General features: G+C 46.9%; 13 protein-coding genes. 4 read left to right on the plus strand and 9 right to left on the minus strand.

Translation table 11 applies throughout. The features are described from left to right. The 4 genes from UQ64_RS17865 to UQ64_RS17880 form a co-directional block, all read right to left on the minus strand. Nucleotides 1-1,164 carry an aminotransferase class I/II-fold pyridoxal phosphate-dependent enzyme gene (locus UQ64_RS17865; protein ID WP_060624892.1) on the minus strand — a complete coding sequence of 388 codons (1,164 nt, stop codon included), beginning with the start codon at nucleotides 1,162-1,164 and terminating at the stop codon, nucleotides 1-3. Next, the gene (locus tag UQ64_RS17870; RefSeq protein WP_060624957.1) at nucleotides 1,157-2,089 is read right to left on the minus strand and encodes a D-alanine--D-alanine ligase; all 933 of its coding nucleotides are present in this window, start codon (nucleotides 2,087-2,089) and stop codon (nucleotides 1,157-1,159) included. The genes UQ64_RS17865 and UQ64_RS17870 overlap by 8 nt, the downstream gene beginning before the upstream one ends. A gap of 19 nt (nucleotides 2,090-2,108) precedes the next feature. Next, a complete protein-coding gene (gene pdxR / locus UQ64_RS17875; RefSeq protein WP_060624893.1) occupies nucleotides 2,109-3,560 on the minus strand; it encodes a MocR-like pyridoxine biosynthesis transcription factor PdxR in 1,452 nt (483 codons plus the stop codon). A gap of 158 nt (nucleotides 3,561-3,718) precedes the next feature. Next, nucleotides 3,719-4,255: a P-loop nucleotide/nucleoside kinase family protein gene (locus UQ64_RS17880; protein ID WP_342447593.1), complete on the minus strand. Its 537-nt coding sequence runs from the start codon at nucleotides 4,253-4,255 to the stop codon at nucleotides 3,719-3,721. Between the two features lie 176 nt (nucleotides 4,256-4,431). Between UQ64_RS17880 and catA the strand changes: the two genes are divergently transcribed. Further along, a complete protein-coding gene (catA, locus tag UQ64_RS17885; RefSeq protein WP_060624894.1) occupies nucleotides 4,432-5,091 on the plus strand; it encodes a type A chloramphenicol O-acetyltransferase in 660 nt (219 codons plus the stop codon). Nucleotides 5,092-5,178: 87 nt separating this feature from the next. On the opposite strand, the gene UQ64_RS17890 is transcribed toward catA, so the two are convergent. From UQ64_RS17890 to UQ64_RS17900, 3 genes are read right to left on the minus strand one after another with little or no spacing between them, the layout of a single operon-like run. Further along, nucleotides 5,179-5,889: a histidine phosphatase family protein gene (locus UQ64_RS17890; RefSeq protein WP_245238071.1), complete on the minus strand. Its 711-nt coding sequence runs from the start codon at nucleotides 5,887-5,889 to the stop codon at nucleotides 5,179-5,181. Then, a complete protein-coding gene (gene cbiB, locus UQ64_RS17895) occupies nucleotides 5,868-6,827 on the minus strand; it encodes an adenosylcobinamide-phosphate synthase CbiB (protein ID WP_060624896.1) in 960 nt (319 codons plus the stop codon). The genes UQ64_RS17890 and cbiB overlap by 22 nt, the downstream gene beginning before the upstream one ends. A 46-nt stretch (nucleotides 6,828-6,873) precedes the next feature. Then, nucleotides 6,874-7,656 (minus strand): adenosylcobinamide amidohydrolase, encoded by a 783-nt coding sequence (locus tag UQ64_RS17900; RefSeq protein ID WP_245238072.1) that lies wholly within the window; start codon nucleotides 7,654-7,656, stop codon nucleotides 6,874-6,876. A gap of 272 nt (nucleotides 7,657-7,928) precedes the next feature. Here UQ64_RS17900 and UQ64_RS17905 point away from each other — a divergent pair, with 272 nt between their 5' ends. Both UQ64_RS17905 and UQ64_RS17910 read left to right on the plus strand, forming a co-directional pair. Continuing rightward, complete coding sequence (locus tag UQ64_RS17905) at nucleotides 7,929-8,213, plus strand: hypothetical protein (RefSeq protein WP_060624897.1); 285 nt, start codon at nucleotides 7,929-7,931, stop codon at nucleotides 8,211-8,213. After that, nucleotides 8,210-9,031 (plus strand): IS4 family transposase, encoded by an 822-nt coding sequence (locus tag UQ64_RS17910; RefSeq protein ID WP_082651185.1) that lies wholly within the window; start codon nucleotides 8,210-8,212, stop codon nucleotides 9,029-9,031. The genes UQ64_RS17905 and UQ64_RS17910 overlap by 4 nt, the downstream gene beginning before the upstream one ends. Nucleotides 9,032-9,550: 519 nt before the next feature. Here UQ64_RS17910 and UQ64_RS17915 read toward each other — a convergent pair. Further along, nucleotides 9,551-10,639 carry a pyridoxal phosphate-dependent aminotransferase gene (locus UQ64_RS17915; RefSeq protein ID WP_060624960.1) on the minus strand — a complete coding sequence of 363 codons (1,089 nt, stop codon included), beginning with the start codon at nucleotides 10,637-10,639 and terminating at the stop codon, nucleotides 9,551-9,553. 225 nt (nucleotides 10,640-10,864) lie between these two features. Between UQ64_RS17915 and lplA the strand changes: the two genes are divergently transcribed. Then, a complete protein-coding gene (lplA, locus tag UQ64_RS17920; protein WP_060624899.1) occupies nucleotides 10,865-11,866 on the plus strand; it encodes a lipoate--protein ligase in 1,002 nt (333 codons plus the stop codon). An 83-nt stretch (nucleotides 11,867-11,949) separates the two neighbouring features. Here the strand turns inward: lplA and UQ64_RS17925 are convergent, their stop codons facing one another. Beyond that, nucleotides 11,950-12,663 carry a metal-dependent hydrolase gene (locus UQ64_RS17925; RefSeq protein ID WP_060624900.1) on the minus strand — a complete coding sequence of 238 codons (714 nt, stop codon included), beginning with the start codon at nucleotides 12,661-12,663 and terminating at the stop codon, nucleotides 11,950-11,952. Nucleotides 12,664-12,828: the final 165 nt, after the last annotated feature.

The following is a 12,828-nucleotide window of genomic DNA, read 5'->3' on the forward strand; positions in this document are numbered from 1 at the left end:
TTACAACTTCACTTTCATAAAACCTTCGATTCTCTCCAGCGCTTCCGCCAATTTTTGTAGAGATGCTGCATAAGAGCAGCGGATATAACCCTCTCCACCAGCTCCAAACACATGCCCCGGAACCGCAGCAACACCAACCTCCTTCAGCAGCTGCAAAGCGAAATCCTCTGATTTCAATCCGGTATTAGCGATGGAAGGAAAGGCATAAAATGCACCCTCTGGCTCGTGGCAAGGTAAACCAATGGATCGAAATCCACTAACCAGCAGCTTTCTTCGCTCATCGAAGCATCGTTTCATATGTTCCTTATGTTCCATACCGTTCCGCAGCGATTCAATGGCAGCGATTTGACCTAGTATCGGAGCACACATCGCAGTGTACTGATGGATTTTGAGCATCGCAGCAATTAATTCCTGATCACCACAAGCATAACCTACTCTCCAGCCAGTCATCGCAAAAGCTTTGGAGAAGCCACTAATGACAATCGTTCGTTCCAACATCCCAGGAAGGGAGGCAATGCTGACATGGTGACTATCATAGGTTAGCTCGGCATAGATTTCATCTGAAATGACAAGTAAGTTATTCTCTTTTACAATCTGTGCAATGGGCAGCCAATCCTCGTAAGTCATTACTGCTCCTGTAGGATTAGTCGGAAAATTAACCATAAGAATCTTGGAACGCGGGGTAATCACCTGCCGCAACGCCTCAGCAGTAAGCTTAAAACCCTGCTCGGCTGAAGATTGAACCTCTACCGTAACCCCACAGTTCAAATGGGTAATCGGCGAATACGCAATATAGCTCGGAGAAGGGACGATAATCTCATCCCCGGGTGTAATAAAGGCCCGCAGAGCCAAATCCACAGCTTCACTGCTTCCCACCGTAACCATAATCTCATTAGATGGCTCATAGCGGAGATTAAAGCTTGTGTGTAGATAAGAAGCAATCTCTTCTCTAAGCTCCAGCAAGCCGGAATTTGGTGTATACATCGTTTCCCCATTATTCAAAGCACGAATGCAGGCAGCTCTTACATGCTCCGGTGTAACGAAATCAGGTTCGCCTACACCAAGCGATATAATATCCTGATTCCCTGTACTTAGGTCAAAAAAAGCCCTGATGCCCGAGGGAGCAATCTCCCGTACACGCGAAGTAATCCATTCATTATGCATGACTGAGCACCTCTTCTTTCGGACTCTTTTCTGTTAGGGAAAGGGAAATGATTGCGTCTAGCAGCCCGCTGAAGGTGTAGCCTGCCGCTTGCGCGCTCTTTGGTAAAAGACTCGCCTTCGTCATGCCCGGTAATGTGTTCACCTCCAGCACATACGGAATACCATCCTTGATAAGCATATCCACCCTTGCATACACACTGCATTTTAGTGCTTTATAGCAAGTTAAGGCTGCATCACGTACGCGCTCATACACCTCAGCTGGTAGTTCAATGACCCGTTCGTCTGCCCCGCCATCCTCGTATTTTGCACTATAATCGAACCACTCCGCATGTGCCGAGGTAATCCCCAGAATAGGCAGCATCTCTCCATTTAGTATGGAGCAAGTAATTTCCTGGCCTTGAATGTAGCTCTCGATCAGAATCGACTGATCACAGGCAAAAGCCTTCTGTACTGCGCTCAGCAGCTCCTCGCTACTGCTCACCTTTTCCATACCGATACTCGAACCGCCTGAACATGGCTTCACCATAACAGGATATCCAATCCGCTCTACGGCTTCTTGAGAATAATCCTTCATACTATCCCAGCACAGCCAATCCGCCGTATTGACGCCTGAGCAGCGCATAAGCTTTTTGGAAAGATCTTTATCCATGCAAATGCTGCTAGATAAAACCCCGCTACCTGTATACGGAATCCCCATCATCTCCAGCGTCCCCTGAACCGTGCCGTCCTCTCCGTAAGCTCCGTGGAGCGCAAGCAGCGCGATATCGATACCTTTTGCCAGCTCAATAAGCTCTTCACGCTTCGTGATCACTATTGGAGTAACTTCATATTTATTGGGATCTAGATTCTTCAAAATCTCACTACCGCTATTCATGGATACCTCATACTCTGAGGACACCCCGCCCATAATTACGCCTACCTTCATCTTCATCTCAAGCACCTCTTTATCCCATTAGTTGTCGTGCTGTTCTGCCAATAATCTCGATCCCCTTGCGGATATCCTCATCCGTCACTCTGGAGAAACCGATCCGTATCGTATTTTGCCCCTTACCGTCCGTGAAGAATATATCTCCTGCTGTAAAAATAACCCCTTGCTCATGACAGGCCGCCAACAGCGTCCTTGTATTAAAACCCTCCGCGAAGGTTACAAAAAGATGCAAACCGCCATCCCCTGATAACATCGTATAAGGAATAAACTCCTTACAGCATTGCAGGGTTAATTCATATTTTCGTTTATATTCCGCTCTGGCTTTTTTCAAATACTTCTCTAAATGTCCACCCAATAAGTATTGATACAAAATGGATTGATCCAGCGTAGAGGTATGAATAGTACGAGCACGCTTGACGCTTTCGAGGGAATAGATCAGATCCTGATCTGCCAGCACCCAACCTACGCGTAGTCCCGGAAATAGTACTTTTGAGAAGCTTCCGAGATAGATCACGCTGTTGCCGCTACCCGCCGCTGCGATAAGTGGAGCCACATGTGAGCCCGAATATCGTAATTCCTCGTTAAAACCATCCTCGATAACCGGTATTTGGTACCGATTCATCAGCTTCATTAGCCTCTGTCTTTTCTCGGGAGACATTACAATGCCGGTCGGATTATGATAAGAAGGGACGAAGTAGGCACAGTCAAAAGCTTGCTGTTGCAATGCCTTCTCCAGCTCAACCAGATCAATCCCATCACGCTCCATAGGAATCCCGGTGATCTCAAAGCCGTTCAGCTTCAGATTTTTGATCGCCGTATGATGCGTTGGATTCTCACAGATGACCGAGCCATTCTTTTTGCTAAGTGCAGACAATACAATATCGAATCCCTCTGTAAAGCCATTGGTGATCAATATATCCTTGCCTTTCATTTCAACGCCTTTGTGCTCCATGTACTGCTTCAAATAATCTATTAAAGGCTTATACCCTTTGGCATATCCATAATTTAGTAAGACGTTGCCTTCCACCGACATACGATCCATAAAGGAGCGTTTCACATTATCCAGATCAAAAAGACTCTCATCAGGCGCGATGCTCGTAAAGGAGATCGTACCCTTCTCCGCTCGTATGCCGCGTTTCATGATATCCAGATCCTCCGCCAGCCGCGCATGATCATTGATACGCGTCTTCCAGTCCATCGTCCAGGAAGAGATTATTTCACTGCCGGGAGGTGTAGGTGCCACATAACTTCCCTGACCCTGCACCGCATACGCAAATCCATCATCCTCAAGCTCTGCATAAGCAGAGATTACTGAGTTACGGCTAACCTTAAGCAGTGTGCTGAGCTCTCTTGTGGAGGGCAGCTTTTGATTCCCTTGCAGACCGCCTTTTATAATTAAGTGCTTCATATAGTCTTTAATTTGTATATACACCGGCCGTCCGGCTATGAGCTTAAAATCTTTAAACATCTTTTTGGTCGCCTCCATAGCTATCATGGCACAATCACTCGCTTAAAAAAAGAACCACAGCCAAGGGATTTTTCTCCGGCTGTGGTTCTATGAGAGGACAGACTCGTAAATTTGATTATTTTCATGCTATTAAAAGGACTCGGTTAAATAAGAATGACCTAGGCTTCGATCACCGTTTCGCCTTCTGAAGCAGGGGTTTCAAAACCGCTTAGAAACCGAGTAAGCGTGTCCTCTGTGATCGTAAATGCCGCATTGGCGTCAAAACGTTCACTCCGAATGAGCAGTCGCTGACGCAGTTCATCCGGCCCAACCTTTAAGAAAATCAACTCCCAATCGCCGCCATGCCCTTCAATTAATTGCTTATAATCGTTCCGTCTCTGACGCTGCCAAAAGCTGAAATCAATGACAACATGATGTTTTGCCTGTAGCAGCTTTACAAGCTCTCCCCGCAGCTTTATCTCCGACTCTTCTTTATAGGATTCATAATTCTGCTCTGGGTAATCCACCCCGAAACGGCCGTAAGTGGCCCAAATGTCCTCATCTATCGAAAGCCGTGCGAATCCTTCTTTCTCCAACTTTTGAGCAAAGGTCGTTTTACCCGACCCTGCTACACCGCACATCATCACAATGAGGGGAGCTGCGTTCGTATGCTTTTGCTGTAGCAATTTTTCGACAACCATCTGTTCACTCAGCACTATAAAGCATCTCCCTTCCACTTGATCTAGTAAATATATTTTTAATTACGGCTATGATGATGGTATACTCATCGTTACAAAATACTTTCTCAAGGGATTGTGATAAGGATATGGTGAAATCAGTCCAGCAGACCTCCTAAAATCAAAAATGAAATAATTTTAGGAGGTCATAATAAATGATTTTTAACCCGATTGTCATTGATAACTGGAGTAGAAGACCCTATTTTGAACATTATTTAAACAATGTCAGATGCACCTATAGCATGACTGTAAATATTGATATCACCCTTCTACTGTCAGAGCTTAAGCATAAGGGAATTAAGCTGTACCCAGCACTAATCCACATGATAACAACGGTAGTAAATCGCCACAGTGAATTTCGCACATGTTTTGATTCTGAAGGCAGATTAGGTTATTGGGATAGCTTGTCACCTAGTTTTACAATTTTCCATGATGATGATAAGACTTTTTCAAGCATTTGGACTTTATACGGTGAAGAATTCAATGATTTCTACAGCCGTTATCTGGATGATATGAAAATGTACGGAAGTGTGAAACAATTTATTGCTAAAACAAATGAACCACCTAACACCTTCCCTATTTCAAGCATTCCGTGGGTCAGCTTCACGAGCTTTAACCTGAACGTGTATAACGAAGGAACCTATCTACTACCCATCTTTACCATAGGGAAATATTTTCAGCAAGACAAAAAAATACTATTGCCATTATCAGGACAATTCCACCATGCCGTTTGCGACGGCTACCACGCTAGCTTGCTGTATAATGAACTGCAAGCACTTGCAGATACCTGTGAGGAATGGTTGCCCAACAATTAATTACCCATGTTTTTCCGCTGTCATAAAGGGTTCTACATATTAGGTATGCCTAATACGTAGAACCCTTTCTTCATTATGATTTCCTCATCAATCTCCCGAAATATCTGCCGACCATTGCCCATTCTGCCAGAATAATTTGAGTACCATTGCTGTTCCCGGAGAAGGTGCAACTGCGTTGAAGAATGTGACCTCTGGAACTACCTGTGCAAGGAAATTCCGAATAACACCACCATGTGTGATTACCAATACCCGGTTTGTTATTATCTCATCCTTGTTATCGCTAATTGCAGCCTGCACCAATGTATCCTCTGCCGCTCGTCCCAGATCCGACAGGAAGCTACGCAACCTTTCGTCAAACTGCGCCCATGTCTCTCCATCCGGTGGTGTAACCGTGGAAGGATTATCAATCCAGCTTCTATACAGCGGGTTATCCTTCAACTGCTCATAAGTGCAGCCTTCCCAAGTTCCGAAATTCATTTCACGCAGGCGCGGATCGTAGATAGTTGTCTTCTCAAGCGAAGGTGAAATGTAATCCAAGGTCTCCCGACATCTACGCAAATCACTGCAAAACACACGCCAAAAATCATTCGAAACCTCAGCATGCTTATCAGTCAGCCAAGTAATTTGCTGCTGAAGTTGTGAAAGGCGCTCACTTGTGTCAGGAAGCAGCGGGATATCCGTATGTCCTAAGTATCGATGTTCAACATTCCACTGGGTCTGTCCGTGGCGGACAAGTACTAATTCTAGCTCTATAGGAGGAAACGCCATGTCTAGCATCAGCCCCCGATCCATATCCATGCCACAGCTGCGCATAGACCTACAAATATTGAAGAGCAGAGCATCATCATCCGCGAGGTCTGAATAATATCGTCTGGCTTCATTGGTCGTACCGGATCACCCATATAGGCCCGGAAAGAAGCGACACCATGATATACGTTTTCTCCTCCGAGACGGATACCAAGTGCGCCTGCAACAGCAGATTCTGGATAGCCGCTATTAGGGCTTGGATGAAGTCGCGCATCCCGCTTCACCATTTGCAGGCATCTACGCCAATCCAGACGAAGCAGCCATGCACAAAGAGCCAAAAGCAATGCCGTAATCCGTGCCGGAATGAAGTTAGCAACATCATCGAGCCGAGCGGATGCCCAGCCTAGATCACGGTATTTATCGTTCTTATATCCGACCATGGAATCGAGCGTATTGACCGCCCGATAAGCCATAGCAAGCGGCGCGCCACCGATGAGCGCATAGAACAATGGAGAAATAATCGCATCGACGATATTCTCTGCTACAGTCTCCACCGTGCCGCGCACAATTTCCGGGGGATCTAGTGTGGTCGTATCACGCCCCACGATCATTCCCAGTGCCTTGCGAGCAGCAGGAATATCGCCTTTACAGAGTTCCACGTACACCGCCATCCCTGCATCCTTCAGCCCCTTGGAGGCAATCGTGGTCGAAATCAACCAAGCCTCGGCTATCCAGACGAGCCAAGGTGAAATATATGCTAGCAGCCATAATAGGATGGCTGTCAGTGTCCAAGCACCACCCGCCACACATAGCGGAAGTGACACCCCTGCTCTGCGCAGGCTTTGCGGGCGGTACCATAACCGACGGATCGCCCGCTCCAGAGCCGTAATTGCTTTTCCCATACCAATTACAGGATGAGGCAGGCTACGCGGATCACCTACGATCCGGTCAATCACATAAGCCGCAAGCAACACCAAAGTGATTGTCACAGACAATCACCTCTGAACAATCTCCAGCATTTCCAGCTATCCATTCTCATTCGCTGTCCTTCCTTGCCTGTACCGACAGCAAGCTACCCGTCACAGCGCTGTATACAAGGCGGCCAATTGCTCCCCCCAGATCGGTAGCTGTTCCGGCGTAGACATGCTCTGCATTGTATCGCCCGCTTTGGCTCACAACCAGTACAATCGCATCCGTAGTTGTTCCGGTTGCGATCAGGCCATTCTCGGGATCCATAATCCCGAGATCGGCCAGAGCAGCAGCTTTTGCTTCGACAGCTGTCTGTACAGCGTTGACCATCGCCGCCGGTGTCAGGCGGCCATCAATACCGAGCATGATGTTAATCGTACCCGGTCGATAAACAGCCAGCACATTGCGTTCCACACCCGCGCGCGCAGCATTTCCTACGGCGGCAGTAACGCAAACAAAAATACCCGCTGAGCCAGTGTCTTCTTCAGCTACCGCTGCATGCTCAAGCGGTACAGCCGTCATCAGACCGGCACAGCCAGACAATGAATAACCCCAATCACGCAGCTTATTCTCCATATCCTGGACTGGATCACTACATTCATAATTACGGTCCACATATAAATTGACGGCCCGCTGCAGCCGATTCATTCCTCCACCATAGAACGCACTCGATAAACCATCCGCTTCAGCTGGCAGCTCTAGCAGCAGATGGTTTCCCTTCCACTGCAAAGCAAGCCCGGGCCAGATGGCCGAACGGTACTCTTTTACGCCTCCTGCAAGGTCAAATGGAATCTTAACTTGCACCATATCTCGATCCTGCTCCTTCCACAGCTCATTACTTTTATCCATTCGTCCAACCAGCTTCGCAGTCGCGCCTGCTCTTCCCCAGCCGCCTCACTCAAAAACCGCCTATCCACTCTAACAAATGACCAAATATCTGCTCCAACAAGTGCTCGATATCCGCTCCAACAAATACTCCAATATCTACCTAAGCAGCTGTCCCTCAACCCATCTGTTGCACTTTGTATACGCCTGTTGATTAGCTAAAAAAAGGTAGAAAAAAGGCCGCCCATTCGTTAAAGTGTTTGTACCCCTACAAACATCCGAAACGAGGCGACCTCATGAAAAAGTCTACTTCAATCTCGAACATTCTGCAATCGGTGATTCCCAAAGAGAAAATCCTGCTTCTTCTTCAAGAACTTGAATATGTCGATGTAGCGCGGAAATTCACTGTCTACGACCTCTTTTTGTTCTTGGCTGAAGCTTCGTTCCAGCAATGGGCTGGGTATCGGGATGGTGAAGCACGAATGGGTTTGGGTGGCCTCAGACCCGTGGACCATTCCACGCTCTCTAAAAAAGGAAGGATGTCCCTTTCGAGCTTTTTAAACAGTTGCTGCACCTCATGATACGCTGTTGTAATCGATCTACCCGAAGACATTTAGGCATTCCCAAAGCGTTACTTCTCGTGGATTCCACCAAAATTACCGTGGGTAAAGAACGACTTCCTTGGGCTCCACTTAAAGGCGAACGAGCGGGAATCAAATTGCATGTTTCGTTGGTGGCCGATGAAGGTCGACTCCACAAAGTGATCGAAACAACAGGGAATTCCCATGATTTTAAAAGCAGTCCCGACGTGATTGACAAGCGTTTTATTGTAGTAGCTGATAGAGCATACGGCAGCCACAAGCGTTTCGATGACTATCTGGAACAGCGCCAATCCTTTGTCATTCGACTTCGGGATAATACACACTTTCAAGATCCCTTACCCAGAGAACGATTCGAACCGTTCACAGGAACACTCGAACGCGATTTCACCTGTCAGTTAGGAAAGAATGCTCGACTTTCCAAACACCGTTTCCGCGTCGTGATTCTAAAAGATCCGCAAGGCAATCCGGTGATTCTCGCTACGAATCTGCATTGGCATTCCGCCGAGCGGATTGCGGAAATCTACAAGAAACGTTGGCAGATTGAGGTGTTTTTCCGCTGGATTAAGCAGCATTTAAACATCCCTACCTTATTTGGGACGACGCCAAATGCTGTGTATGGACAGTTGTACACCGCCTTGCTTCTTTATGTGTTACTGAAGTTCCTGTTTGACGAAGGAAATGCAGTAGTGCATTGGAGCGCAAAATTGACGTTTACTGATTTTGATCGCTTATTTACGTTGCGACGTTTACCCGTGGAGTGGGATGCCTTTTTGCTTAACGATCTTACGTTTCCATAATTTAGCTAATCAACAGGCCTGCACTTTGTACAATAGATTCAGCTAGATACACTGGCAAAAGCTATTCTGTTGTATTTCCTGCAATAGAATGTCACGTAAAGACCTATTTCGCATCAATTTCCAAACTTCTATTGTACAAAGTGCTATAGAATCAAATTCCTGCGCCTGAAAGTCGCATTCTGTTGTACAAACTACAACAGAATGTACATTGGAGAGTATTCATCAGATAACTCTTAATCAAACTTTCCCATAACCTTGAGGATGCAAGCCGAAGCCCGCAATCCGCCCGCAAATCCGAGCACACTACGCTGCTTGAGTCACTTAGACAGTAAAAATCCCTGCCTTCTACGCAACATGAGCAACTTAGGCAGTAGACTCCCTGCCTTGCGCTACCTGAGTCACTTAGGCAGTAGACTCCCTGCCTTCTACGCAACATGGGCCACTTAGACATTAGACTCCCTGCCTTGCGCTGCTTGAGTCACTTAGGCACCAAATTCTCATCCTCAAGCGCTACAAAGGTCACTTACCCGCCAGAATTTCACCCATCTGCTTCAGGAGCCGGAGATTATCCTCATGTCCCTTAACGGCTACTCGGATATGCTCGCCTCCCAGACCGGGGTACATGGCGCAGCTGCGCACCAGAATGCCTACGCGACCTAATCGGCTCTGCATCTCAGCCGCACTCCACGGCGAGGGTAACCCACAGAGCAGAAAGTTCGCTTCGCCCGGCTGCACATCGCAGCCTAGCTGCAAAAGGCCTTGCCGCAGCAGCTCCCGTTCCGTGGCGATCAGCTCACGTGTGCGCCGTTCATACTCGCGCCCGCTCTCCAAGCAGGCTTCCCCTGCCAAAAGCGCCAAGCCGTTCACGCTCCAGGTGACCTGCTTTCCGGTCATCGCCTTTGCCAGCTCTGGATGTGAAATTGCAAACCCGAGGCGCAGTCCGGGTATCGCATAAAATTTCGTCATCGATCGCACCAGTATTGTATGCGGAAACTGATCCAGCTCCGGCAGCAGCGTATTCCGTTCAGCTTCTGGAATAAAATCAATAAAAGCTTCATCCACAGCCAAATAAGCTCCGCAGCTCTCAGCCTTCTGCGCTAACCAGCGTAGTTCATCCACAGCATACTGAACGCCATTAGGATTGTTCGGCTGTCCAAGGAGCATTAGCTCAACCTTCTCCAGCAGCCCGGCAATCTCGTCGATCCCAGCTCGAAAGTGCTGTTCCCTTGTCCCCTGAACAGATAATACATCTGCGCCGAATTGCACAGAAAGCTGGCGATACTCGGAGAAACAAGGTTCTACAATGCCAACCTTTTTCGGAGAGATCGCAAGCAGCAACAATGCCATAGATTCTGCCGCTCCGTTACCTACTGTCAACCAACTACTTTCTACGCCAAGGTTCTCTGATAGCAGGCTTTTGAAGCGTCGATGTCCAGGGTCCGGGTAGGCAACCACCGTAGACAATGCTGATCTAAGTAATTCCAAAACGGCTGGCGGAGGCCCGAGTGGATTAATGTTGGCACTGAAATCGAGAAATGTGCCACCAGCTTCCTCATAAAGTTCTGCAGCCGTTAGCAAATCACCACCGTGGCCGTATTTTTCAAGCATATTTACACTCCCTCTATCAACTTTCTCCTGCTCAATATGTATGTCTTTGCCACCATTATTGCGTCTTTGCCGGAAATACGTCAATGCTTCCCCAGAGGAATCACCCGAATAACCAGTCACCTTTAACCCTCCTTCTGATCTACGAAGCTATCTCTTTTGTTAAAAAACTGCTTTTGGTTTAAAATGAGAACTGTAATCAATTTTGCTGCAACGGAGGAATTCACTATGATTTTTATTGGTAACACAGGGATTACTGACGCTTCCATCAATTTGGCGATTGAGGAATATGCGCTGAAACATTTGCCGATGGACGAGAGTTACCTGCTTTTTTATATTAACAGCCCATCTATCATCATCGGTAAACACCAAAATACGATTGAAGAAATCAATCAAGAATATGTTAAAGAGAATGATATTAAGGTTGTACGTCGTTTATCCGGCGGTGGAGCTGTCTATCACGATCTCGGAAATTTGAACTTCAGCTTCATTACCAAGGACGACGGCCAATCCTTCCATAACTTCCTAAAATTCACCCAACCCGTGATCGACTACTTACAAAGTATGGGTGTTAACGCAGAGCTTAGCGGTCGTAATGATCTTCAAGTCGGTGAACAAAAAATTTCCGGCAACGCTCAATTCTCCACACGTGGACGTATGTTCAGCCATGGCACACTGATGTTCGATCTCAATTTGGACAATGTACAAGCCTCACTGAAAGTAAATCCAGAGAAATTCAAATCCAAAAGCACCAAATCCGTACGTAGTCGCGTAGCGAACATCAAAGAGCTGCTAGGAACAGACATGACCATTGAAGAGTTCCGCTCCGGCTTGCTGCGTTCGATCTTTGGCATGGAGCCATCCGAGGTCCCTCAGTACAAGCTTCAAGAAGCAGACTGGGTCAAAATCCACGAAATTTCCAAAGAACACTACCAGAACTGGGACTGGAACTACGGTCTATCACCAAAAAGCAATGTCAAACACACACGCAAATTCCCTGCTGGTATCATTGATATTCGTATGGATATTGAGGATTCCCTCATTAAGGACATCAAAATCTATGGTGACTTCTTTGGGGTTGGTGACGTAGTAGATGTTGAAAATGCACTTCGTGGCAAACGTTATAATGAGGCAGAGGTTAGAGAAGCATTAGCTGATCTGGATTTGAAGCATTATTTCGGACGTATTGAGCCAGAGGACTTTATCGGACTGGTTTTCTTAGAAGAATAATATTTTAAAATAAAGGGGCTTGCTTATCCTATGCGCAATTTGCGTAAAGAATAGACAAGCCCCTCTTTCATATTCACTTTAGTTCAAGGAGAAAGTATAAATACATAGACAACGAACGCTAGAGTCAGCATGATGCAGATATTCTCTACGGCTCCACCTTTTTTCGTGCCTGTACTCATTAGCTTTAAACGTAGCTTAAAGGGTATTGGCGGCAGAGGTGTAATTCCTCTTTGAGTAAGGGAGTCGGCCAGTAGATGAAGTGCATACGACATGCCGCCAGCTATCCATAGACTGCCACCATCATTTATTCCCGCTGAGGCAAAATACAATAAGGCGCTCCAGCCCGCAACACCATACAAGGTATGTGTCAGACCACGGTGTGGGACAATCGATGAAACGACGAGCACACACGCTGCAATGTAGTTCCAGGGATCATAGGCTTCCCCGAAGGCAAAGAGTGCTATGGCGATCAAGATCATGACCAAATGGCGCAGCTTTCGACTAGGCAGGAAAGATACACTTCCGACTAGCAGTGCCAGCACAATATTCCAAGGACGTTCCACGATTCCCGCAAAATAGAGATAAATCGCCGCACCTATCAAAGCAATTTGCAGCGCTCTTAATAGAAATTCTGGAATCGCCTTGCGCACGAGCAGCGAATTCGGTTCGTCAATGTCAGGCAGCAAGGAGCTTAATGCTGCGACCGCAATAACAGGGATCGTAATCTCATGGTTCATCAAACTCATGACAGATAGGGTAACCCCAGTGCTGATTATTAAATGGGATCTGCCCATCATGGTGAAACCGCTCCTTTCTAAGATGCGAAAAACAAGAACAAATGTGCGGTTATCGAAGTATATCAAGACCCTGTTTTTTTGTCTAGCCTAATCCCTTAAATCCCTTTAAATATAAGCCTTTGAGCGATTCCTATCTTGTCCTCCCCATGAATATACGATACAATT

Source organism: Paenibacillus etheri (assembly GCF_001012825.1).
GTDB lineage: Bacteria > Bacillota > Bacilli > Paenibacillales > Paenibacillaceae > Paenibacillus_AQ > Paenibacillus_AQ etheri.